The organism is Dawidia soli, from assembly GCF_018598185.1.
Lineage (GTDB): Bacteria > Bacteroidota > Bacteroidia > Cytophagales > Cyclobacteriaceae > Ohtaekwangia > Ohtaekwangia soli.
Map to the genome: position 1 here is coordinate 92,249 of NZ_JAHESC010000019.1, position 23,237 is coordinate 115,485.

A 23,237-nucleotide genomic window follows, 5' to 3' on the forward strand; every position below is an offset into this window, starting at 1 on the left:
TTCTTGATATTATCGGTTCACATCCTGGTGCGCACGGGGCGGCTACCGCCTCAAACTTCCCACTTCCGCCTCTCAAATGCCATTGCACAACCTATTTTAACTATTAAATAACAACTTTCCGCGTAGGCGGTCTTACCGGGCTTCGCCACTCATGATCATGGCAAACACCGCATAGTTGATCATATCCTGGTAGTTGGCTTTTACGCCTTCGCTTACCAGTGTCTTGCCTTGATTGTCTTCGATCTGCTTTACGCGCAGCAGCTTCATGAGAATGATATCGGTAATGGACGAGACGCGCATCGCACGCCAGGCTTCGCCATAGTCGTGGTTCTTTTGTTGTAACAGCGTGAAGGTCTCGTTGGCGGCGTTGTCGTATAGCGGCGCCAGCTCTTCAAACGACAGGTCGAGGCTGGCCTGCTCGTCGAGCTGCAGCTGGATCAGGGCGATGATGCTGTAGTTGATGATGCCGATAAACTCGTCGCGGATCGGGTCGTCCACCAGCTGAGTACCCTTGTCCTGAATGCTGCGAATGCGCTGGGCCTTGATAAAGATCTGGTCGGTGATGGAAGGCAGTCGCAGAATGCGCCAGGCGGTGCCGTAATCGCGTGTTTTTTTTTCGAACAGCGAGCGGCACTGGGCGATCACCGCCTTGTACTCCTGAGATGTTTTTTCAACCAAGGGAATAAACTTTAGCCCGCAAACTTCTTAATTTGAATGAGAATTCCAGCGCCTGGCCATGAAATCCGTGTTCGAAAATGAGTTTTTTTCTTCCAACCGTACCCTGCATTGCGGTGGCCGGCTGGTCGACTTGCAGACGCCCCGCGTCATGGGCATCCTGAACGTCACGCCCGACAGTTTCTTTGCCGGCAGCCGCTACTCGTCCCTGGACCAGCTCCAGGCCGAGGCGGGCCGCATGCTGGAAGCCGGCGCGACCTTTCTCGACATCGGCGGCTACTCTACCCGGCCGGGGGCGGCCGACATTACGGTAGCCGAAGAGGTACAACGCGTCGTGCCCGCGATACGGGCCATTCTCACGGCCTTTCCCGGCGCCCTGATCTCCATCGACACCTTCCGCAGCGAGGTGGCGGCCGAAGCCGTCGCCGCGGGTGCCCATCTCGTAAACGATGTATCGGGCGGCACGCTTGACGCCGCGATGTTTGACACCGTGGCCCGGCTGCAGGTGCCGTACGTGCTCATGCACATGCGCGGCACCCCGCAGACGATGACAACGCAAACCCACTATGCCGACCTGTTGAAAGAAGTCCTCGACTTTCTGCACCAGGCGTTGTCTGCCTTGCGCCAACGCGGGGTGAAAGATGTGATCATCGATCCGGGCTTTGGCTTTGCCAAGACACCCACGCAAAACTTTGAGCTGCTGCAGCACTTCGGGCACTTCCGTGTATTGGGTTGTCCCGTGCTGGCGGGCCTGTCGCGCAAGTCGATGATCTGGCGCACGCTGGAGCAACGCCCCGAAGATGCGCTGAACGGCACGACGGTGTTAAATACCATCGCCCTGATGAAAGGCGCCGGCATCCTGCGGGTACACGATGTGCACGAGGCCGTCGAGGCTGTCAAGCTGGTCATGCTCACGGACCGTTCTTCTGCACAGAAGTCCGTTGTTTAAATTGGGCTTCTATGCCTGATCGGTTACATTTGTACGACATGATCTTCCTGTTCAAAATCGGATTCCTGGAAGTTAGCTGGGTCGATATCATCGACATTGCCCTGGTCAGTATCTTACTATACCAGGTATACAAGCTTATTCGCGGCAGTATTGCCGTCAATATCTTTTTGGGCATCCTGGCCTTGTACCTGGTATACCTCATCGTGCGTGCCGCCCAGATGGAGCTGCTCACGATGATCCTGGGGCAGTTCATGGGCGTGGGCGTGCTGGCCATGATCATCCTCTTTCAACCCGAGATCCGGAAGTTCCTGCTCGTCATCGGCCGGGGCACCGAGTTCCGCGAGAATATCTTCAAGACCATTTCCAACTGGCGCCACCAATACCACGACGATTTCGACGTAGGCCAGGTGGTGGAAGCCGTGAAGACACTCAAGGCTTCCAAGACCGGTGCGCTGGTCGTCTTCTCGCGCGATACCGAGCTCAAGTTCTATGCCCAGACCGGCGACGCCATCGACGCCGAGGTAAACAAGCGCCTGCTGCTCTCGATCTTCAACAAAAACTCGCCGCTGCACGACGGGGCGGTGATTATATACAAAGGCCGCATTCGGGCGGCGCGCTGCGTGTTGCCTGTCAGTGAGAACGACCACCTTCCCCCCAACTTCGGACTACGCCATCGGGCTGCCGTGGGCATGTCAGAAAGCACGGACACGCTCGTGCTGGCCGTATCAGAAGAAACAGGGCGCCTGGTGCTGGCCCGGAACGGCAAGTATCTCCGCAGCCTGAAGCTAAAACAGATCGAACAAAAGATCCTGGACTACCTGCACAACAACGAACCCGGTAATTGGGAGGAATTACAGGAGCATGAGGCCGAGTCACCCGCCGAAACGCCGCCGGTAAAAGCGTAAAACTTACTATTTTTGTCCGGCACCTAATCTACCGCCGGCATGAGACTGACCTTCCTCTTTGTGCTGCTCACCTGCAGCGCTTTCGCGCAATCCATCGAAACCATTATTCAAAAGGGCCACGAGCTGGCGGTAATGACCGTCGCCGTCAGCCCCGACAGCAACTATATCGCCACGGGCAGCAAAGACAAAACCGCCAAGCTGTGGGAGATCAGCACGGGCCGTGAGGTACGCAGCTTCCTGGGCCACGAGGCCACCGTTACCAGCCTGGCGTTTACGCCGGATGGCCAACACCTCCTCAGCGGCAGCTACGATAAGACGATCCGCCTGTGGGAGGTCAAGACCGGCCGTGAAATAGCGGCGATCACGACCCTTGACTTTGTCGGCGACGTTGCCATCGACCCGCAGATGCGCTTCTTTGTGCACACGGGCACAAACAATACCGGCTACGACTCGGCCGTGGTATACGACTTTAAGACCCGCCGCGTGCTGGCGCGCCTGCCCGTCGATCCTGACAAGGGTTTGGGTACGGGCACGGATATCGCCATCAGCCCAGACGGCCGCTGGATCGCCTTCGGCCAGGACGACCGCCGCACCAGCCTGTACGATGCGCAGCAGTGGAAGCTTGTCAAAGACTTTACCGCATTGGAAAACGAGGGCACGTGCGGCGGTTGTGGCACCCGTGTAGAGTTCAGCCCCGACAGCAAATTCCTCTATGCCCTGCCGCACAAAGGCGTTGCAAGGAAATATAACCTCGCCACGCTGGCCCTGGTGCATACTTACGACAAGAATGAAGAGGATATCGCCGGCTCGGCGCTTAGTCCTGACGGTAAAAGGCTGGCGCTGGCGACGGAAGAGGATGTTACCGTATGGGACGAGGCCTCGGGCAAAGTGATCGCCCGGCTGGTAGCCGGAGAGAAAGGCCAGTTTCACCGGGTGGCATTCAACAACCGAGGCGACGAACTACTGGTCACTTCCGACAACAACACGGCGTTTGCCTGGAACCCGGCATCACAAAAGAAGACCCACGTCTTTACCGGCTTTCTCAACCAACGCGATAAGGGCGGCCTGGATTACGATCCTAACTTTTACTGGCAGTCGTCCATTGCCAAATATGTACGCCTCAAGAACAATCTGCGCATCACCCCCGACGGCAAGACGCTGATCAAGGGTAAATTCGGCACGAAGGTGAAACGCTGGGACATTGCCAGCGGCAAGACCGTGATGGAGTATGTCAGCCACAAGAAAGGTGTACTTTGCTACGACCTGTCGAAGGACGGCAGCAAGCTGCTGACGGGCGGTGGCGACGGTAAGATCGTGCTGTGGGACCTCGCCACGGGCGACTCGCTCAAGGTCATTCAATCGTACCGCGAGCCGATCTTCGATATACACTTCAACGTTGCCGAGACGGGCGTGATCTCCTGCAGCTGGGACGCTACCATGAAGGTTCACGATCTGACCACCGGCACGCTGCAGACCTACTTCGACTTTCAGAGCTACTCGGTATATAATTTACTCTACCCCGATGACCTCTACGTCATCACGGCGCGCCTGGACAACGCCATCCAGATGTGGGAGATCGACACGAAGAAGGAAGTCCGCAACTTTGTAGGCCACACCGACATCGTCGGCTCGATCCAGATCAGCGCCGACCGCAAGACGCTGCTCAGCGCCAGCTGGGACGGCACGGTGCGCCTGTGGGACGTTGGCACCGGCCTGATGACCCGCAAGCTGAAAGACCACCGCGGCGCGGTACACACGGCGATCTTTAGCGCCGGCGAAAAAGAGATCTATACGGCCGGCGCCGACCGCACGATCCGCGTGTGGGATCCTGCCACCGGTAAGATCATCCGCACATTCCAGGGCCACAACGCCGAAGTGACCTCGTTGCTGTTCAGCCCCGACGGCAAGATGCTGATCAGCCACAGCCTGGACGGTGTGACCAAGTTCTGGGACCTCGCCACCGGCAAGGAGTTCTTTGAACACATCCACCTGGGCGAACGCGACTGGATGGTAAAAAGTCCCGAAGGATATTTCAACGGTACCGACGACGCCCGCCAGTATATACACTTCGTGAGCGGCCTGAAGACGTACTCGGTAGACCAGTTCTTCCACGAGTTTTATCGCCCCGATCTGCTTCCCAAAATATTTCAAAACCGTGGTGGCCGTGACGACCGCAAGGGCGGCATCCAGGGCAAGTTGAACAGCGCCCCCCCGCCTACTGTAAAAGTGGCCGTCCTGCCCCACGCCACCGAGGGCAAGGCAGAGCTATATATCCGCATTACCGACAATGGCGCCGGTGTGGAGAACCTGCGCGTTATGCACAATGGCAAAAGCATTTCGCTGGACCGTGGCGCGATGAAGCTGCCCTCGGGCAAGGGACAAACGACGACCCACAAAGAAATAGTCGACTTGGTCAGCGGCCCCAACAGCTTTACCGCCGTGGCCAGCAACCGCGACAATGTGGAGTCCGATCCACAAACGGCCGAGATCGTATCCAACCACGTTTCAAAAAACGCCACGTGCTACGTGTTGTCGGTCGGCATTAACCAATACAAAAACAGCAAGCTGAGCCTGAACTACGCCCGGCCTGATGCGGAGTCGTTCAGCAAGGTCGTCAACGACAAGAGCACGAAGCTCTTCAAAGACATTGAGCTGGTCACGCTGTACGACGGCGAGGCCACGCGTGAGCACATCCTGAAAAAGCTGGACGAGCTCAGCGGCAAGATCCGTCAGGAGGACGTCTTCATTTTGTACTATGCGGGGCACGGCAGCATGGTGGACAACAAGTTCTATTTTGTGCCCACAGAGGGCGCGCGCCTGTACGACCAGGCTGCACTGCAGAAAGAGGCCATCGAAGCCAGCATGTTGCAAGAGAAGCTGAAGCATATCAAGGCGCTGAAGCAGCTCATCATCATGGACGCCTGCCAGTCGGGGGGCTCGGTAGAGCTGCTGGCTACGCGCGGTGCGGGCGAAGAGAAGGCCATTGCCCAACTGTCGCGCAGCGCGGGCATACACGTTATGGCCTCCGCGGGCAGCGAGCAATTCGCCACGGAATTTACCGAGCTGGGCCACGGCCTCTTTACTTACGTGCTGATCAAGGCCCTGCAGGGCGAAGCCGACGGCGCACCGCACGACGGCAAGGTTACAATTTATGAGCTGAAGTCATACATTGACGACCAGGTGCCCGAGATGACGCGTCAGCTGAAAGGCAAGCCACAGTACCCGTATACCTTCAGCCGTGGACAAGATTTCCCAGTGGTGATCGAGTGACAAGAAAATCCCGGTAACTGGAACAAAATTGACAGACAAATCGTACATTAGATTTACACATAACCCCTGATATGCTATAAGAAAATGGTAGAAGCTAACCCCGTTAAATTTTATTTCGCCAAATACTTTTTCCTGGTCTTCGCACTGATCCAGTGGACCGTGGGAGGTATCGTGATCATTGGCCGCGACTTCAATGCCAAAAGCTTTTTCATTGCGCTTATATTTTTCACATTGGGGCTTATCTCGCTGTTTATCTTCTCCGTCGTCAGCGACAAGATCCGCCGGGTAGCGGTCGGCAAGAACAAGATCGTCGTGCTGGAAGGACACCGCAATATCCGCCTGGAGTGGCCCGAGGTCAAATCCCTCCGGATCGTGCCTTACCTGAACATCTACAAGCTCAAGATCCGTGGCAAGAAAGGCTGCATCTACTTTTTCCCTTCTGACAACATCGACCCCGCCTTTGGCTTTATCTCCAAGGACACATCGCGGATGGGCGAGATCGTAGCCAAGCGCAAGAAGGAATTCCGTATCAAGTAGTCCACAATAGCAACACCAAACCGGTCGTTGGTCCTGCTGCCGTCTCAGGATAGGTTTGTCGGGGTATAATCGTACCTTGGACCTACAACGTTAACGACAACGACGATGGCAGAACGAATCACACGCCGCGAAGCGCTGCTGGGGCTGGCCGGTGCCGGTCTGCTCCTGTCATCGTACGCGTGGAAAGACATGCAAAAAGGTATGAACACCCGCCCCATACCCTCCTCGGGCGAGCAGCTCCCCCTCGTAGGCTTGGGCACCTGGATACAATTTGACGTCGGCAACGACAGTACCGAGCGCCAGCCCCTTACCGAAGTATTAAACCTGATGGTACAGCAAGGCGGCAAGCTGATCGACACGTCGCCGATGTACGGCCGCGCCGAAGAAGTGATCGGCGACCTGACCTCCGCCAGCGCTGTGCGCGAGAAGCTGTTCTATGCTACAAAGGTGTGGACCACCGGCGAAGCCGCTGGCATCCGGCAGATGGACGAATCGATGCGAAAGATGCAACGCAAAACGATGGACCTGATCCAGGTCCACAACCTTACCGACTGGAAGACACATCTGCGCACGTTGCAGCGCTGGAAGGCCGAAGGGAAAGTACGCTATACCGGCATCACGCATTATACCGAGTCTGCGCATGCCCAGTTGGAACAGATCCTTAAAACCGAAGCGATCGACTTTGTACAGTTCAATTATTCCATCCGCGTACGCAACGCCGAACGCAGCCTGCTGCGCGCCGCTCAAGACAAGGGCGTAGCGGTTATCATCAACGAACCCTTTGAAAAAGGCTCGCTCTTTTCGCTCACAAAAGGCAAAGCCTTGCCGGCGTGGGCGGCCGACTACGACATTCAAAGCTGGGCGCAGCTCTTCCTGAAATATATACTTTCTCATCCGGCAGTAACGTGTGCCATACCGGGCACGTCCAGTCCCAGGCATGTGGTAGACAATATGCTCGCCGGGCACGGCGCCCTGCCGGATGAAAAAGGTCGTGAAAAAATGGTAGCGCTGATCGGATCCTTATAGCGCCTTCAGATCTTCGTCGATCAACAGGCGATTTAGGAACGCCGCGGCCTTGGTGCCCATGGCCACCGCATTGCTTACACTGCGCATCGGCGAGCTGTTATCACCCGCCGCAAAAATGCCGTCGACGCTGGTCTTACCAAACTCATCGATGCGGATGAAGTTCATCTCCGTGAAATCGACTCCCAGCTGTTGCACAATGGCCGGCTGCTCAAAGGGAGCGCGGGTAAAGATAGCATCCAACGCCACACGCGATCCATCGTTCAATACCACCTCACGGATATAGCCGTCGTTCCCGTCCAGCATCGTAAGCTCCTGCTCGACTACGGGTACGCCCCACTTCTTTATATCGGCTTGCTGCTGTGCCGACAGGGTGGAAGCACCATTGGTAAACAAGGTCAACGTTTTGCTCCAGTGGCCGATCAACTTAGCCAGCTCATAGCCCGTGTCGCCGTTGGCCAATACGCCCAGACGGCGTCCGGCCACTTCATAGCCATGGCAATAGGGACAGTGCAGCACGGAAATACCCCAGGATTCTTTTAATCCGGCAATGGACGGCAGCCTGTCGCGGATGCCTGTCGCCAATAATATCTTTCGCCCATCAAAGGTCCGGCCGCTCGTTGTCGTAACCTGGAACAGTGCACCCGTGTTTATTATTTGCGTGGCTTCGCCGTCCAGAAAGGTGACGGTGGGGTAACGCAGCACCTGGCTTTTGGCCAGCGTAGCGATTTCCCTGGGCGTGCTGCCGTCTTGTGTCAAAAAGTTGTGCGAGTGCGGTGTCTGCGCATTACACGGCTTGCCGCCGTCTATGATGAGCACCCGCCGCAGTGAGCGGCCGAAGGTCATGCCGGCAGACAACCCGGCGTAGCTGCCGCCAATGATAATGACGTCAAAAGTAGAGGTAGATGACATGGTTGTTTTAAGGTTTACTAGTTGCAACAACATTGCACCTAATAAGAAGGTTCGAAGTAGGTCTGAAAAAAGAAAAATAAAAAAGGCTGTCCGGGCAGGGCAGCCTCTCGATACTAAAACCGAACCGAGGTTATTGGCCCTCGCTTTCGGCCCTCTTTAAGTCGCGGGTATTTTTCTGTACGGCAATGGCGGCAAACAACGCCAGGAGGAACGACATGGCATAAAAGCCTTTTTCGCTTAGGGTTAGCGTGGCATTCCACAGCCCTACCGTTAGCAGTACCAGGGCCAGCAATGTCGAGAACCAGCATAGACCGTAGTAGATCTGCGTCACGGCAATTCCTTCCAACTGATCGCGTACACTTTTTTGCAACGAGATGGCGGCGAACAGGCCGAACATCAACACCGTAAAATAATAACCTTTTTCATTCAACAGCATGTCGGCGTTCCAGAGCCCGATCATGAACGATATCATACCGGCCAGGAGAGCAATCCAGGAAGCAGCAACAAATGCATTTGATGGTTTCTGATTCATATTTTATGTTTTAGATGAAACAAGTACCGTTTCATAGAAAGCCGGTACTTAGGCCGTGTAAACGGCGGGGTATAAAAAAAGGTTAGGTTTCGTTTTTGGACAAAAAAAAGGCCACCCCGAAAGATGGCCTATGGTATACTATAAGTGTCGTTTTTATTTTGCGACAGCCTCTTTTAACACCCCTAATTCTTTTCCAACCTCGGTAAATGCACGAATGGCCTTGTCCAGGTGGTGCCGGTCGTGGCCAGCCGAAATCTGCACGCGGATGCGCGCCTGGCCCTTCGCCACTACCGGGAAGAAGAAACCAATGACATAAATGCCTTTCTCCAGCAGGCGGTCGGCAAACTGCTGCGCCAGCGGGGCGTCGTATAGCATGATCGGTACAATGGGGTGCTCGCCCGGCTTAATGTCAAACCCTGCTTTCGTCATCTCGCCGCGGAAGTAGCGTGTGTTCTCTTCGAGCTTATCGCGCAGACTTGTTGTCTCCGACAACATATCGAATACTTCGATCGAAGCCCCCACGATCGACGGTGCCAGTGTATTGGAGAACAGATATGGACGTGAGCGCTGACGCAACATCTCGATGATCTCTTTGCGGCCGGAAGTAAAACCACCCGAGGCGCCGCCCAACGCCTTGCCCAGGGTACCCGTGATGATGTCTACGCGGCCTGTTACACCCCTGTATTCCGGAACGCCACGACCGGTCTTACCGATAAAGCCCGTCGAGTGACACTCATCGGTCATGACCAATGCTTCATATTTATCGGCGAGGTCGCAGATCTTGTCCATTTGTGCGATGGTACCATCCATGGAAAACGCGCCGTCTGTTACAACAATGATCTGTTTCGCACCGGCGGTGCGTGCATCCTGCAGTTGCTTTTCCAGATCAGCCATATCGTTGTGTTTATAGCGGTAACGCATGGCCTTGCATAAACGCACGCCGTCAATGATCGACGCGTGGTTCAGCTCGTCTGAGATGATGGCATCTTCTGCGCCCAGCAGGGGTTCGAATACACCGCCGTTGGCGTCGAAGGCCGCCGCGTATAGGATCGTGTCTTCCGTACCCAGAAATTCGGAGATCTTTTTCTCCAGTGTTTTATGAATATCCTGTGTGCCACAAATAAACCGCACGGAAGACATGCCAAAGCCGTGTGTGTCGATCGCGCGTTTAGCGGCTTCGATCACGCGCGGGTGGGATGACAGGCCCAGGTAATTATTTGCACAGAAGTTGATAACCTCTTTGCCTTCGCTGGTCTTTATGTCGGCCCCCTGCGGGGTGGTAATGATCCTTTCTTTTTTGAAAAGGCCTGCCTTTTGGATGGTTTCGAGTTCCTGTTGTAAAAACGGTTGTAGCTTCTTATACATAGGGTTTAATCTGTTTTAGGTTTGGGGGGTTTGATCACCGGCCGGGGCATGCCGGGCTTTGCAGGTTTTGCAGCCGGCGGCGTTTCAGGCGCGGCCGGTGGCGTAGCCTCTGCCGCAGGTTGTGCGGTAGCGGGTGCGGGCGTTGCTTCCTGCGAGGATATACCGGTCGTTGCATCCGTCGCTTCTGGTGCAGGCGATGCCGGTTTTACAACCGGGCGCGGTATAAGGGGCTTGACAACAGGCTTTGCTTTGGGCACCGGCGTTTCCGTTGCTTGCGTTTGCGTCGTATCGTCGGTCGTGTCTTTGGCGACCGCAGCCTTTGCTTCCGGTGATGCAGGCTGCTCTGTCGGCGGTTTCGGTTTCATTACCGGCCGCGGAATAACAGGTTTGGCGGCGGTAGGGGTTGCGGGCGGTGCTGTGTCTGTGGCTTCGCTGCTGGTGCCCGGTTCTATCGGCTTCGGCTTGATCATCGGCTTCGCGATGGCAGGCTTGGCCACGACCGGTTTTGTAATCGTTTCAGTAGCTGTCGTTGTAACCGGTTGCGGCGAAGTTGTTTTGCCTGGTACAACCTCTATCTGTAAAGTATACTTTCTCCGGACCGGGTTGATGAGATAGAGCTTCTGTGCGGTAAAACTGTTAGGGTGCATCTCCGCAAATTCGGCGTCCCACGCAGCCCACAGCGCAGGCTCCGCCTGCCGGAATGCCTCCGCATCAATTTTTTTCGATGTCAGGTAATCCCTGAAGTTCATGGCCGCTAAGTTAATGCAAAACCATTCCTAACGTAGGGTAGGCGAACGGTAAATTTTGGTAATTTCGCCCCGCCTTCCTACAAGTAAGGAGAACGAGACCAACCCCTTAAAAGGCAAACCAGAAAAATATACACATGAAGAAACAGAAAATTCTTGTTATCGGTGCAGGCGGACAATTGGGTTCTGAACTGACGCAAGGCCTTTGGAAGCTACACGGAAAGGAGAACGTGATCGCGACCGACATCAAAGATCCGGAAGGTGTGCTGGCCACCGGCAACTTCGAGATCCTGGATGTCATGAAAGAAAACGAGTTTCTCGAATTCGTAAAAAAGAATGGCTTTACGCAACTATACCACCTGGCCGCTGTGCTGTCGGCCACGGGTGAAAAAAATCCCAAGTTTGCATGGCAGTTAAACATGGACGGCCTCATCCGCGTGTTGGACGCCGCCGTAAACTATAAAATAGAGAAAGTATATTGGCCCAGTTCCATTGCGGCCTTTGGCCCCACAACTCCCAAAATAAAAACGCCGCAAGATACCATCATGGACCCCACCACCATCTACGGCATCAGCAAACAGGCCGGTGAGCTGTGGTGTAACTGGTATCATAAAAACCGCGGCCTCGACGTGCGCAGCCTGCGTTATCCCGGCCTGATCGGCTACAAAACCAAGCCCGGCGGCGGCACCACAGACTATGCGGTCGACATTTTCTTCAAGGCCCTGACCGACAAAAAGTTCGAGTGTTTCCTGAGTGCCGACACCTATTTGCCCATGATGTATATGGATGATGCCGTCAAAGCTACACTTGACCTGATGGAAGCCCCTGCCGAAAAAATAAACGAGCGCGGCAGCTACAACATCTCGGCCATGAGCTTTTGCCCCGCCGAGATCGCCGCCGAGATCAAGAAGCACATCCCCGAGTTTGAGATCACGTACAAGCCCGACTTCCGTCAGGCCATTGCCGACTCGTGGCCCCGTTCGATCAACGACTCCACTGCACGCATCGACTGGGGCTGGGAACCGCAGTTCGACCTGGCGGCCATGACCGAGGATATTCTGAAGAACCTGCCGGTGCTGATGCATGAGCAGGCCATGATCTAAAAACAGCGCGAGTGTGAGGGCGGGAGCAAACATACTCGCGCTGTTTATTTCTCCGCTCTCACACCCGATCGCTATCGGGTCACGCTCTCACCCATCCGTTACTGTATCACCAACCGGAAAAGCTTCTGCCCCGAGGCGGATGCCAACCGCACGGCATATATACCAGCCGTCACATGGGTGGGCAGGGGGATCGCCGTCACAGACGCGTCTACCGACACTTCCAGTAACACACGTCCTGCACCGTCGATGAAGGTTAGCGAAGCCGGCGTTGTAACATAGTCCTGCAACGACAACGTTACGATCTGCTGCTCTTTTGCAGGATTTGGATACAACGATACGCCCGACGATGCCGTCACCGTCTCGTGTGTACGGATCACATCTGAATACACGACCGTGCCATCAAGATCCACTTGCTTAAGTCGGTAATAGTTCCACCCCGCCTGTGGCGAATCATCAACAAATGTATAGGCCGCGCCTTGCTGCTCATTGCCTTCGTTCGCGACTGTGGCGATGACGGAAAAATTGAATGTTTCACCCGCGCGCTCGATCTCAAAGTGATCGAAATTCTTCTCCAATGTCGTAGCCCACTGCAGCGGTATCTGTCCCGTTGCGATGGCGCCAAAACGGAAGTACGATAACACAACCGGCAGCGGACCGTTGGGTACACTGGCCACCCAATCAAAGAACGGCTTGTTCGTAGACTCCATGAAGTCTTTGTCGCCGTAGTTCGTGGTGCTCTGTGCACCACCGCCTGTATTTGAGATCTCGCCGTCGATGTACAAACCATACTTAGTAGGCGTTGACGGATTATTGTTGATGATCCTGTCACCACCGCCGGAGAAGGATATACTCTTATCGATATATACTTCGCCTCCCGGATTGATCGTGAACCGGGTGTTGCCCGAGCCTTCACCCGTCACGTCGCCAAAGATGGCAAAGCGGGCATTGCGCTCGACCAACACGTCGCCACCGTTCGTCGAATTGAGATTTCCGCGGATCACCATATCTGCATACGGCGGGGGATTCACGTTCGTTCCGATCACCAGGTTTTGCGTGGCGTTTACGGTAAAATTGGTATCGACAAAAGTGGTAGCACCCGGGTTCACCTGAAACCGTGCCGAAGAGATCATCGACACACTGTTTACGTTCAGGCTGCCGTTGTTGGTAAAGATCGCATTGCCCGTGCTACCACTGTTAAGGCTTCCGGTAATGTGCATGTTGCCGTTGTTGTTGATCTTTCCTCCTATGGCCACATTGCCATTCACCGTAAACGTACCGCCGTTGTTCAGGATAGCGTTGGAATTATCGTCTACTGTCAGGCTGCTCGCCGTACTGGTGGTACCTGCCGAAGTATTGATGGTAGATTTCGATTGGATGTCCACACTATTGGTCACGGCCATCGAGCCTGCCGTGAGGTTCAGATTTTTATTGTTGCCAGAGCTGGTCAGCGATACACTGGCCGCACTCAGCACGCCGGACGAGCTGAAGTTTACGGTAGCATTATTGCCTTGCAGCGTCAGAGCATTTGTCACCGCCAGGTTGCCGCCCGTCACCGTTACAGTACCGGCGTCGACCGTGAGGCTCTGGGGCTTAAACGTACCGCTGGTAATGGTCAGTTTGGCGTTGCTACCGACGGTCAGCGGGTTGCTATAATTCAGCGTGCCCCCCGAATATACCAGTTCCGATCCGTCCCCGATGCTGATCCCCGAAGGAGCGAGTGTCGCCGAGGGGGTCGTCGTCAACGACAGCTTCGACGAATTTGTCAGGGTGATGGCACCACCTACGGTAGACGCCGCCAGCGTAGTGCCCGTACCCAGCGTAAGGCTGCCCGGAATGGCCAGTGTGTTGGGGTAGGTAAACGTCGTGCCGCCCAGTGCCGACAGGCTGCCGCCCAGGGTCAGCGTACCGCTGGTATTGACGTATTGTGCCGAGTTGCTCAGTGTCACGTTGCCGGCTTTCACCACGCCGCCGTTCTGTACGGTTATGCGCGACTGGCCGTCGATCGACAAAGTGCCCGTTACTTCCAGTGTACCGCCGTTTACCACAACGCGCGCGTTGCTTCCGGCCAGGTTCAGGTCTCCGGTGATCTTCAGCGAGCCGCCGCTGTTGATGGTGATCAGTTGGGTGACCCAGGTAGCCGACATCGTGCCGGTATAGTAAATCGGGTGGTTAATGGTGATGTTATCCGGACCGGGCCAACCCGTCGTCGGCACACGTCCGCAGCTCCACGTCGCCGTGCTGTTGAAGTTTGCCGGGGCAGCGACGGTGCCCGCCTGCGTTTGACATTCCGCTGCTAACGCCGCAGTAATACTTACGTAGAGCAGCAGGATAAGTGTAAAAAGGGTCTTTGAATTCTTGCTCATATTATTTTGTGCCTTTCTAAAAGCTCAATAAGTTGCAATGCATTAAAAATGACACTGCCTATGCCCGTGAAAAAAACGCACAACAGTTCTGGAACACTGGTCGTAACGATCTCACGGCCAGATGCTTTGAACGCCTTAAATGTTGAAACAATGGATGGGCTGCTGGGGGTGATACAAGAAGCCTACCAGAACGACACTTATCGTGGAATTATTCTGACCGGCGATGGCGAAAAAGCTTTCGTGGCCGGCGCCGATATCAAAGAATTTACATCGCTGACAAAAGAGCAAGCGTTTGAATTGGCCCAAAAAGGCCAAAACCTGTTTAAACTCATAGAAGATTGCCCCAAACCCGTCATTGCCGCCGTAAACGGTTTCGCTTTGGGGGGTGGATGTGAGCTCGCCATGGCATGCCACCTACGTATTGCTACTGAGAATGCCAAATTTGGACAACCCGAAGTCAATTTGGGATTGATTCCAGGTTATGGAGGGACCCAACGCCTGGCCCAATTAGTGGGTCGCGGCAAGGCCCTGGAGCTGATTCTTACCGGCGATATGATCACGGCCCAGGAAGCAAAAGCGCTGGGTTTGGTAAACCACGTAGTCGGCACCCGGACCGAGCTCGACGCGCTGGCGCAAAACATCATGGATAAGATCCTCGCCAAAGGGCCCATTGCGGTTGCCCTCAGCATCAAAGCGGTGAATGCCGGCTTTGGATTTGAAACAGACGGCTACCGGGCCGAAGCGGAGAACTTTGCCGCTGCAACAGTCACCGCCGACTTCCGCGAGGGCACAACCGCTTTCATTGAAAAACGTAAACCTGTCTTTACCGGCAAGTAATTCCGCGCAGCACACCCGGCGGCACGGCATAGCCATCAGCAAATCAACTCATGAGTAAGATCAGGCGCCTGGCAGGCGAGACAGTATTATACGGACTAGGCAGCATCCTTCCCCGTTTTCTCAACTTCCTCCTTATCCGCCCGCACACCGACAAATTTCCGCCGGAGGCCTACAGCGTCATCACCAAGCTGTTTGTCTACACTGCTGTGATCAATGTGCTCTTTACGTTCGGCATGGAAACCGCCTACTTCCGGTTTGCCAATAAAAATGACCTGAACGAGCAGAAGGTATTTAACCTGACGCAGACCGTAGTCGTTTCGATCAGCCTGTTCTTTAGCCTGGTGCTGGTGTTGCTGGCAGATCCGGCGGCCAGCTTTTTAAGCATACCCGGTCATGCCAACCTGGTCGTATGGCTGGCCGCGATCCTCTTTATCGACGCCGTGGTGGCGATCCCTTTTGCCCGGCTGCGCCTGCAGAAGAAAGCGCTGCAGTTCACCATCGGCAAGCTGGTGAACATTGGCATCATCATCGGCCTGAACTACTATTTTCTGTACGTGGTGTTCGACCCGGCGCGTGGCGTCGGCTTTGTCGTATTGGCAAACCTCGTGGCCAATGCTTTTTACCTGCTCTTCTTTGCCGGCATGCTGCGTCAGTGGAAGCCTTCGTACGATCGCACCCTGTCGCCCGACATGTTCCGGTATGCCTATCCAATCATGCTCATGGGCCTGGCGGGCATGACCAACGAAATGTTTTCGCGTGCCACGCTGGAGTGGTGGCTGCCCGAAGGGTTTTACCCCGGGCATTCGGCCGACTACGCGCTGGGCGTATTCGGCGCCTGCTACAAATTTGCCATTCTCATGAACCTGGCCATACAGGCATTCCGTTATGCCGCCGAGCCGTTCTTCTTTGCCAACGCCGCAGATAAGAACTCGCCGGGGCTGTTTGCCACCGTCAATCACTACTTTATCATTGTCTGCTGCCTGTTGTTCCTGGCCGTGAGCACAAACCTCGACATCATCGGGTTCCTGTTCCTGAAAAACAAAGCTTACTGGGAAGGGCTTGTCATCGTGCCGGTGCTACTGTTGGGCTACCTGTTCCTAGGCGTCTACTACAACCTGTCGGCGTGGTTTAAGCTGAGCGACCGGACGTATTTCGGCACCTTTCTGACGGTCGGTGGGGCCATTATTACGATCGTGGCCAACTATATACTCATCCCGCTGTATGGCTATATGGGCAGTAGCTGGGCGACATTGATATGTTATGCTTCGATGGCCATCGCGTGCTACCTGCTCGGACAAAAATATTATCCCATCCCCTACCGGGTCGCCGCCGGAATGGGGTATATACTCGGCACGGTCGCGCTCGCCTGGGGAATCAACAAAATACCATTTGATAATTTGTGGATCGGCACGGGAGTGCGGGGAATAATAATCATAGTTTACATCGGCACGATTTTTTTCCTGGAAAGGAAATCATTAACACGAGCTGTCCGATGAATTTTAATTATTTTGCCAGTAGTTTATGCAGCGGCACATTTTGCTGCATAACATTTTAACCAATCACCTCTCTTATGAACATGATAATCCCCATGGCGGGCCTGGGAAAACGTTTACGCCCGCACACGCTCTCCGTTCCGAAGCCACTGTTGCCTATTGCCGGAAAGCCCATCGTACACCGCCTGGTGGAAGACATCGCCAAAGTCACTCCGGAAAAGATCGACAAGATCGGCTTCATTATCCACCCCAGCTTCGGTAAAGAAGTAGAAGAAAGCCTCATTGCCATTGCACGCGAGGTAGGTGCAGAGGGCAAGATTTACTATCAGGAAACTGCCCTGGGTATATCGCACGCACTGCTCTTTGCCAAGGAACTGTTTACCGGCAAGGTGATCGTGGCCTTCGCCGACACCCTCTTCAAAGCAGAGTTCAAGCTGGACACCAACAAAGACGGGATCATTTGGGTACAGCGCGTAGACGACCCCTCGCAGTTTGGCGTGGTCCGTCTCAACGACGCCGGCGAGATCGTGGAGATGGTAGAGAAACCTTCACAGCCTGTATCCGACCTGGCCATCATCGGCATCTACTTCTTTAAGGACGGTGCAGCCCTCGCCCGCGAGATGCAGTACCTCATCGACAACGACATCAAGGACAAAGGCGAGTACCAGTTTACTTCCGCCCTGCAGCGGCTCAGCAACGCCGGTGCCAAGCTTATGACCGGCCAGGTGACCGAGTGGCTCGACTGCGGCAATAAGAACGTGACCGTGCAAACCAACCAGCGGTACCTGGAATTCATTAAAGACCAGAAGCTGGTCTCCGATAAAGCCAAGGTCATAAACTCCGTCATTATCCCCCCGTGCTACGTCGGCGCCGGCGCAGTTATCGAAAATTCTGTCATCGGCCCCTACGTATCGGTAGGCGAAAATACCCGCATTTCCGACAGCCGTATCCAAAATTCGATCCTCCAAAAGGAAGGCCGCGTATCAAAGGCACTCCTGGAAAACAGCATGTTTGGGAATTTCGCTATTTTTGAAGGTTCATCGCTCGATTTGAGCGTTGGTGACTTCAATACCATAGCGTGACGGGACAAAAACTGCATATTACCTGCGCCATGATCCTCTTTGTGGCACTCTTCGCCTCGGGCGACATCATGGCGCAGCGTAAAAAAAAGAACGGTGGGGACGAACAGGCTTCCGGCATCAAGCTTCGCGAAGCAGAATTTTACTTTACCGAAGGTGAAAAGTTCTTCATTCTCGAAGACTACGCCAAAGCACTCCTCTACTACCAGCGAACGCTCGAAATCACGCCCGACAATGCCACGGTGCACTATAAAGTGGCCGAAGTACTCGCCCAAAGCAACCGGCAGGAAGATCTTCTCCGCGCCTCCCTCAGCATCGAAAGCGCACTGAAGCTCGAAAAGAAGAATAAATATTTTTACCTGCTCGCGGCCAACATCTATAGCAGCCTGACCCGCTTTGACAAAGCCGCCGAAGCCTACGAAAGCCTGATCAAAGAAGTACCCGATACCGAAGAATACTTCTACGACCTGGCCGCCGTCTATCAATATGCCAACCGTTTTGAAGACGCCATCAAGACCTACAACCGCGCCGAAGCAGTACTGGGCGTAAACGAAATATCGTCCGTACAGAAACAGCGCCTGTACCTGCAACAGGGCAAGATCAAGGAAGCCCTGGCCGAAGGCGAGAAGCTGATCACCGCCTTCCCCGGCGAAGAGCGCTACAGCATGGGCTTTGCCGAGCTGCTGGCTCAGAAAAATCTGCGCGACGAAGCCATTCAGCACCTCGAAAAATTTATCGCCCAGAACCCCGACGCCGGCAATGCCAAGATGCTCCTGGCAGGCTTCTACCGCGATGCCCAGCAGGAAGCAAAGGCCCGCCCGCTGCTGCTCAACCTGTTTGACGACCCCAACGTAGAGATCGGCAGCAAGCTGATCGTCATGGGCACCTACAATGCCGAGATCAACCAGCGCAAATCACGCACAGGGGATACCGACAACGAGCTGGTATCGTATGTCTTTTCCCTCTTCGGGAAGCTCGAAAAGAACTACCCCACCGAGTCGGGTGTCCACATCGTGGGCGGCGACCTGAACCTGGCCGTGGGCAAAGCCCGCGATGCACAAAAAGAATACCTCAAGGCCATCGAGCTGGGCGACGTGAACTTCGAAGTGTGGGAGAACCTGCTGTACCTCGAGACGCAGCTCGACCAGTGGGACGCCGTCATCCGTCACGCCGACCAGGCCCTGGAGATGTTCCCCAACCAGGCCATGATCCACTACTTCAGCGGCAATGCACACCTGCGCAAGCGTCATTACCCCGAGGCCATTGCCGCGCTGCAGCAGTCCAAGCGGCTGTCGGCCTCCAACCCTTCGGTGCTGTCAGACATCAACGGACTGCTGGGCGACGCCTATCATGCCGCCCGGGAGTACGACAAGTCCGACAAGGCCTACGAAGAAGCGCTGCTGCTGACGCCCGAGAACAGCACCGTGCTGAACAATTACAGCTACTACCTTTCCCTGCGAAAGGTGAACCTGGAGAAGGCCGAAAAAATGGCATCCCTGCTCATAAAGAATAACCCGGAAAATGCCACCTTCTTGGATACGTACGCCTGGGTGTTGTATGTTCGTGGCAAATTTAAAGATGCCCGCAAGGCCATCGAGCGTGCCATTGAAACCGGTAAGGCAACGGCGACACACTTCGAGCACTACGGCGACATCCTCTTCCAACTGGGCGATGTGAATGGCGCCGTGCAGCAGTGGGAGAAGGCCCGGGGCATGAATGCGAACAGTGAAATATTAAATAAGAAAATTGCGAATAGAAAGATCTATGAATAGACACCTTAGGTTTTGGCTTTTCGGCCTGGCAGTCCTCGCCGTGGCCTGTAGCAAGAAAGCCGTCAGCACGCTCCCTACCGGCCTCGCCAAACCCGACCTGAATATTGAAGAGATACACTTTGAATACATGCAGGGCAAGGCACGCATGGTGCTGCGCGATGCAAACAAAGAACGCGAAGTAAAGACCAACATCCGCATTCACAAAGACAGCGTCATCTGGATGACCTTCTCTGTCATCGGCGTGCAGGGAGGCAAGGCGCTGATCAACAAAGACTCGATCACGATCGTCTCCAACCTCGACAAAGAATACTTTGTGTTTGAATATGCCGAGCTTTCCAAACGGTATAATTTCGATATCAACTACAACGTTATACAGGAGGCCATGCTCGGTAACCTCATCCTGCCGCGCAACGAGTCGGATGACATCAGCCAGGAGTCGTCATTTTTTATGTTAAAACAGCAGACCGGCAACATCACCGTCAGCAACTATGTGAACGCGGCCAGCATGAAGATCGAGAAGGTGGACATGAAGGAAAGCACGAACAACAATTCACTTACGCTCAACTACTCCAACTTCCAGCCGGTGGGCGGCAAGCTCTTCCCGTACAACGGTACGATCAACCTCTTTTACAAAACGCTGAGTGGCGTTCTGAACACCACGATCATCTTCGAGTATAACAAGGCCGAGGTCAGTGATAAGCAACTGAAATTCCCGTTTAACATACCCAAGAAGTATGTCCGCAGGTAAGGCGTTATTACTTGTTGTTCTACTATCGGCCGGCTGCCTTCCCCTGCATGCGCAAAACAAAAAAGCGCAGCTACAGAAGGAGAAGCAGCAAAACCTGGAAAAAATTAAAGAAACCGAAAAGATTCTTTCGGAAACATCTGCCAAGAAGAAAAACTCCGTCGGCGAGCTGAACGCTGTCAATCAGCGCATCACCGAGCAAGAGGGCCTCGTCTCCTCCATCAAGGGCGAAGTACGCCTGCTCGACGGTGAGATCGGCGAAAACAATGATATCATCCGCGCGCTGGAAGACGACCTGACCAAGCTCAAAAAAGAATACGCCAAAATGCTGTATGCCGCCCAAAAGGCGCAGAACAGCACCTCCCGTTTAACATTCCTCTTCTCGGCAGAGTCGTTTGACCAGCTCATCATGCGCATGCGCTACATGGAGCAATACTCGGAAACACGCAAGCTGCAAGCCGCAGAGATCGCCAAGGTACAGGAAGCCCTCGGCGGCCAGGTGCGCGAGATCGAAGCCCGGCGCACGGAAAAGAACAAGCTGCTGCTGGAAGAAGAGCGCGAGAATGAAAACCTGGCCGACCTGCGCAAAAAGCAGAACTCCATTGTAAAGTCCCTCGAGAAAGAAGAAAAGAAACTGCGCAAGGACATCGCGGCTACCAAGAAGGCCAACGCCGAGCTGGAAAAACTTATCGAAAAAATCATTGCCGAAGAGCTTGCCCGTGAGTCGCGCGCGACCAAAAAGAGCAGCGAGGCGGTAGTCGCCCTCTCCTCGTCGTTCGAGCATAATAAGAACAAATTCCCCTGGCCCTGCTCGGGCTTTGTGTCGCAGAAGTTCGGCCGGCAGAACCACGCCGTCATCAAGGGCATCATCGTTCAGAACAACGGCGTGAACATTCAGACCAAAGAAGACGAGAAGGTAAAAAGCATTTTTGAAGGCGAAGTGACCCGTGTAGCTTTTATCCAGACCATGGGCAGCTCGGTCATTATTAAACACGGCGAGTACTTTACGGTGTATGCCGGTCTGAAGGAGGTTTTTGTGCGTACAGGCCAAAAAATAACCACCAACCAGGAAATCGGGCGGGTATTTTCAAATGCCGACGGGGTGTCGGAGTTGCGGTTCCAGATCTTTAAGGGCACGACGCCTCTCGACCCCCAAGGATGGCTACGCAACATGTAAGAAAAACCCGTTTTTAATACCTGCCGCCGGCCCCCACTGGCCGCCTCCCACATCCACATTCGTTTGACGGTAATCTTTTTTGGTCTACTTTTGTACTCTATTTAAAATTTTAAGCCATGAAAGCTATCATATTGTTTCTCAGTGGGGTTGGTTTCCAGGAAATTCTGCTTATCGGCCTTTTTGTACTGGTGTTCTTTGGCGCCAAAAAAATCCCCGAATTCATGAAGGGTCTTGGAAAGGGCGTAAAAGAATTTAAAAGTGCCGTAAACGATGTAAAGAAAGACGTCGAGGAAGCCGGCAAAATCGAAGAAGGTAAATAGTCTTGAAAACGTACGCTACATTTCGCGAGATACAGCACGATCTGCAGCGCGGCGCCACTACCAGCATCGAGCTGGTTCGTCATCACCTGGATAACATCCGGAAGAAAGCACACCTCAATGCATTTTTGAGCGTGTACGAAGAAGAAGCGCTTCTTCAGGCCGCGGCAGTCGACAAGAAAATCAAAGAAGGCAAAGCTGGTAAGCTGGCGGGCCTCGTCGTAGGTCTGAAAGATGTCCTTGCCTACAAAGACCACCCGCTCCAGGGCGCAAGCCGGGTGTTGGATGGTTTTATTTCTCAGTTTAACGGTACCGCCGTTCAACGCCTGCTGGACGAAGACGCCATCATCATCGGTCGCCAGAACTGCGACGAGTTTGCCATGGGCTCTTCCAATGAAAACTCTGCCTTTGGCCCCGTGCTGAACGATGCCGACAATACCCGCGTGCCGGGTGGATCGTCGGGAGGTTCGGCCGTTGCCGTACAGGCAGATATGTGCCAGGTGTCCATCGGCTCTGACACCGGCGGCTCCGTGCGTCAGCCCGCAGCCTTTTGCGGCCTGGTAGGCCTCAAGCCCACCTACTCCCGCATTTCCCGCTACGGCCTGGTGGCCTATGGCTCGTCGTTCGACTGTATTGGCATTTTTGGCAAATCGGTAGAAGACGTAGCCCTGGTGCTCGAAGTCATGGCCGGTGCCGACGACATGGACAGCACCGTGTCACAACAACCCGTACCGTCTTACTCCGCCGAGCTTACAGCATCCAACGGCAAGCCTTACAAGGTAGCCTATGTGCGTGAGATCGACGGCGGCGAAGGCCTGCAACCCGAGATCCGCGACGCCATCGTCGCCAAGCTCGACCAGATCCGCGCCGCAGGACACTCGGTAGAAGTGATCGACTTCCCTTTACAAGAGTACGTACTGCCTACGTACTACATCCTGGCGACGGCCGAAGCAAGCTCCAACCTGTCACGCTACGACGGCGTGCGGTATGGCTATCGCAGCGCCGACGCCACAGACCTTAGCTCACTGTATAAGAAGAGCCGGTCAGAAGGATTTGGCAAGGAAGTACAGCGACGCATTCTGCTCGGCACGTTTGTACTGAGCGCGAGCTACTACGATGCCTACTATACCAAAGCGCAAAAGGTACGCCGCATCATCCGCGAGAAAACAAAAGAATTGCTGCGGCAGTATGACTTCATCGTCATGCCCATCACTCCTACCACTGCGTTTAAGTTGGGAGAGCACACCGATAATCCGTTAGAGATGTACTTGGCGGATCTTTTTTCCGTTCAAGCTAATGTGGCCGGTGTACCCGCCATTGCCGTGCCGTGTGGCAACGACAACCAAGGCCTACCCATGGGCTTGCAGGTTATTGCCGACGACTTCGAAGAATCGAAGCTTTTACATTTTTCAAACGCATTACTGAAAATGAATTGAG

Annotated in this window: 20 protein-coding genes; 14 read left to right on the forward strand and 6 right to left on the reverse strand. The window is 54.5% G+C overall.

Going from position 1 to position 23,237, the window contains the following annotated elements; genetic code table 11:
* Nucleotides 1–132: 132 nt before the first annotated feature.
* Nucleotides 133–678 (reverse strand): DUF1599 domain-containing protein, encoded by a 546-nt coding sequence (locus KK078_RS14350; protein WP_254090974.1) that lies wholly within the window; start codon nt 676–678, stop codon nt 133–135.
* A 58-nt stretch (nt 679–736) separates the two neighbouring features.
* On the opposite strand from KK078_RS14350, the gene folP reads away from it, so the two are divergent.
* The 5 genes from folP (at nt 737) to KK078_RS14375 (ending at nt 7,362) form a co-directional block, all read left to right on the forward strand.
* Nucleotides 737–1,624 carry a dihydropteroate synthase gene (gene folP / locus KK078_RS14355; protein WP_254090975.1) on the forward strand — a complete coding sequence of 296 codons (888 nt, stop codon included), beginning with the start codon at nt 737–739 and terminating at the stop codon, nt 1,622–1,624.
* Nucleotides 1,625–1,662: 38 nt separating this feature from the next.
* A complete protein-coding gene (cdaA, locus tag KK078_RS14360; protein ID WP_254091003.1) occupies nt 1,663–2,529 on the forward strand; it encodes a diadenylate cyclase CdaA in 867 nt (288 codons plus the stop codon).
* A gap of 39 nt (nt 2,530–2,568) precedes the next feature.
* Complete coding sequence (locus KK078_RS14365) at nt 2,569–5,799, forward strand: caspase family protein (RefSeq protein ID WP_254090976.1); 3,231 nt, start codon at nt 2,569–2,571, stop codon at nt 5,797–5,799.
* A gap of 84 nt (nt 5,800–5,883) precedes the next feature.
* The gene (locus KK078_RS14370; RefSeq protein WP_254090977.1) at nt 5,884–6,336 is read left to right on the forward strand and encodes a hypothetical protein; all 453 of its coding nucleotides are present in this window, start codon (nt 5,884–5,886) and stop codon (nt 6,334–6,336) included.
* A gap of 105 nt (nt 6,337–6,441) precedes the next feature.
* Nucleotides 6,442–7,362, forward strand: a complete 921-nt coding sequence (locus KK078_RS14375; RefSeq protein ID WP_254090978.1) for an aldo/keto reductase — start codon at nt 6,442–6,444, stop codon at nt 7,360–7,362.
* Here the strand turns inward: KK078_RS14375 and KK078_RS14380 are convergent.
* From KK078_RS14380 to KK078_RS14395, 4 genes are all read right to left on the reverse strand, one after another.
* A complete protein-coding gene (locus tag KK078_RS14380; RefSeq protein WP_254090979.1) occupies nt 7,357–8,271 on the reverse strand; it encodes an NAD(P)/FAD-dependent oxidoreductase in 915 nt (304 codons plus the stop codon). The genes KK078_RS14375 and KK078_RS14380 overlap by 6 nt on opposite strands.
* 130 nt (nt 8,272–8,401) lie before the next feature.
* On the reverse strand, nt 8,402–8,803 hold the full coding sequence (gene yiaA / locus KK078_RS14385) for an inner membrane protein YiaA (protein WP_254090980.1): 402 nt from the start codon (nt 8,801–8,803) through the stop codon (nt 8,402–8,404).
* Between the two features lie 153 nt (nt 8,804–8,956).
* The gene (gene kbl / locus KK078_RS14390) at nt 8,957–10,168 is read right to left on the reverse strand and encodes a glycine C-acetyltransferase (protein ID WP_254090981.1); all 1,212 of its coding nucleotides are present in this window, start codon (nt 10,166–10,168) and stop codon (nt 8,957–8,959) included.
* 5 nt (nt 10,169–10,173) lie between these two features.
* Complete coding sequence (locus KK078_RS14395) at nt 10,174–10,917, reverse strand: hypothetical protein (protein WP_254091005.1); 744 nt, start codon at nt 10,915–10,917, stop codon at nt 10,174–10,176.
* A gap of 134 nt (nt 10,918–11,051) precedes the next feature.
* Here KK078_RS14395 and KK078_RS14400 point away from each other — a divergent pair, with 134 nt between their 5' ends.
* Nucleotides 11,052–12,017, forward strand: coding sequence for an NAD-dependent epimerase/dehydratase family protein (locus KK078_RS14400; RefSeq protein ID WP_254090982.1), 966 nt, complete (start codon nt 11,052–11,054; stop codon nt 12,015–12,017).
* Between the two features lie 98 nt (nt 12,018–12,115).
* Here KK078_RS14400 and KK078_RS14405 read toward each other — a convergent pair whose 3' ends face one another.
* A complete protein-coding gene (locus tag KK078_RS14405) occupies nt 12,116–14,380 on the reverse strand; it encodes a T9SS type A sorting domain-containing protein (RefSeq protein WP_254090983.1) in 2,265 nt (754 codons plus the stop codon).
* Nucleotides 14,381–14,440: 60 nt separating this feature from the next.
* Here KK078_RS14405 and KK078_RS14410 point away from each other — a divergent pair, with 60 nt between their 5' ends.
* From KK078_RS14410 to gatA, 8 genes are all read left to right on the forward strand, one after another.
* The gene (locus KK078_RS14410; protein WP_254090984.1) at nt 14,441–15,217 is read left to right on the forward strand and encodes an enoyl-CoA hydratase-related protein; all 777 of its coding nucleotides are present in this window, start codon (nt 14,441–14,443) and stop codon (nt 15,215–15,217) included.
* A gap of 50 nt (nt 15,218–15,267) precedes the next feature.
* Nucleotides 15,268–16,713 (forward strand): lipopolysaccharide biosynthesis protein, encoded by a 1,446-nt coding sequence (locus KK078_RS14415; RefSeq protein WP_254090985.1) that lies wholly within the window; start codon nt 15,268–15,270, stop codon nt 16,711–16,713.
* Between the two features lie 74 nt (nt 16,714–16,787).
* Complete coding sequence (locus KK078_RS14420; RefSeq protein ID WP_254090986.1) at nt 16,788–17,792, forward strand: sugar nucleotidyltransferase; 1,005 nt, start codon at nt 16,788–16,790, stop codon at nt 17,790–17,792.
* A gap of 29 nt (nt 17,793–17,821) precedes the next feature.
* Nucleotides 17,822–19,561: a tetratricopeptide repeat protein gene (locus tag KK078_RS14425; protein ID WP_254090987.1), complete on the forward strand. Its 1,740-nt coding sequence runs from the start codon at nt 17,822–17,824 to the stop codon at nt 19,559–19,561.
* Nucleotides 19,554–20,309 carry a DUF4292 domain-containing protein gene (locus KK078_RS14430; protein WP_254090988.1) on the forward strand — a complete coding sequence of 252 codons (756 nt, stop codon included), beginning with the start codon at nt 19,554–19,556 and terminating at the stop codon, nt 20,307–20,309. Before KK078_RS14425 ends, KK078_RS14430 begins: the two co-directional genes overlap by 8 nt.
* Nucleotides 20,296–21,483 carry a murein hydrolase activator EnvC family protein gene (locus KK078_RS14435; RefSeq protein WP_254090989.1) on the forward strand — a complete coding sequence of 396 codons (1,188 nt, stop codon included), beginning with the start codon at nt 20,296–20,298 and terminating at the stop codon, nt 21,481–21,483. Before KK078_RS14430 ends, KK078_RS14435 begins: the two co-directional genes overlap by 14 nt.
* 116 nt (nt 21,484–21,599) lie before the next feature.
* Nucleotides 21,600–21,803, forward strand: coding sequence for a Sec-independent protein translocase subunit TatA/TatB (locus tag KK078_RS14440; protein WP_254090990.1), 204 nt, complete (start codon nt 21,600–21,602; stop codon nt 21,801–21,803).
* 2 nt (nt 21,804–21,805) lie between these two features.
* Nucleotides 21,806–23,236: an Asp-tRNA(Asn)/Glu-tRNA(Gln) amidotransferase subunit GatA gene (gene gatA, locus KK078_RS14445; RefSeq protein WP_254090991.1), complete on the forward strand. Its 1,431-nt coding sequence runs from the start codon at nt 21,806–21,808 to the stop codon at nt 23,234–23,236.
* The last annotated feature ends 1 nt before the right edge of the window (nt 23,237 follow it).

Coding starts and splice junctions, on each gene's coding strand:
- folP (WP_254090975.1), top strand. CDS start 737: ATGAAATCCGTGTTCGAAAATGAGTTTTTTTCTTCCAACCGTACCCTG.
- cdaA (WP_254091003.1), top strand. CDS start 1,663: ATGATCTTCCTGTTCAAAATCGGATTCCTGGAAGTTAGCTGGGTCGAT.
- KK078_RS14365 (WP_254090976.1), top strand. CDS start 2,569: ATGAGACTGACCTTCCTCTTTGTGCTGCTCACCTGCAGCGCTTTCGCG.
- KK078_RS14370 (WP_254090977.1), top strand. CDS start 5,884: ATGGTAGAAGCTAACCCCGTTAAATTTTATTTCGCCAAATACTTTTTC.
- KK078_RS14375 (WP_254090978.1), top strand. CDS start 6,442: ATGGCAGAACGAATCACACGCCGCGAAGCGCTGCTGGGGCTGGCCGGT.
- KK078_RS14380 (WP_254090979.1), bottom strand. CDS start 8,271: ATGTCATCTACCTCTACTTTTGACGTCATTATCATTGGCGGCAGCTAC.
- yiaA (WP_254090980.1), bottom strand. CDS start 8,803: ATGAATCAGAAACCATCAAATGCATTTGTTGCTGCTTCCTGGATTGCT.
- kbl (WP_254090981.1), bottom strand. CDS start 10,168: ATGTATAAGAAGCTACAACCGTTTTTACAACAGGAACTCGAAACCATC.
- KK078_RS14395 (WP_254091005.1), bottom strand. CDS start 10,917: ATGAACTTCAGGGATTACCTGACATCGAAAAAAATTGATGCGGAGGCA.
- KK078_RS14400 (WP_254090982.1), top strand. CDS start 11,052: ATGAAGAAACAGAAAATTCTTGTTATCGGTGCAGGCGGACAATTGGGT.
- KK078_RS14405 (WP_254090983.1), bottom strand. CDS start 14,380: ATGAGCAAGAATTCAAAGACCCTTTTTACACTTATCCTGCTGCTCTAC.
- KK078_RS14410 (WP_254090984.1), top strand. CDS start 14,441: ATGCCCGTGAAAAAAACGCACAACAGTTCTGGAACACTGGTCGTAACG.
- KK078_RS14415 (WP_254090985.1), top strand. CDS start 15,268: ATGAGTAAGATCAGGCGCCTGGCAGGCGAGACAGTATTATACGGACTA.
- KK078_RS14420 (WP_254090986.1), top strand. CDS start 16,788: ATGAACATGATAATCCCCATGGCGGGCCTGGGAAAACGTTTACGCCCG.
- KK078_RS14425 (WP_254090987.1), top strand. CDS start 17,822: ATGATCCTCTTTGTGGCACTCTTCGCCTCGGGCGACATCATGGCGCAG.
- KK078_RS14430 (WP_254090988.1), top strand. CDS start 19,554: ATGAATAGACACCTTAGGTTTTGGCTTTTCGGCCTGGCAGTCCTCGCC.
- KK078_RS14435 (WP_254090989.1), top strand. CDS start 20,296: ATGTCCGCAGGTAAGGCGTTATTACTTGTTGTTCTACTATCGGCCGGC.
- KK078_RS14440 (WP_254090990.1), top strand. CDS start 21,600: ATGAAAGCTATCATATTGTTTCTCAGTGGGGTTGGTTTCCAGGAAATT.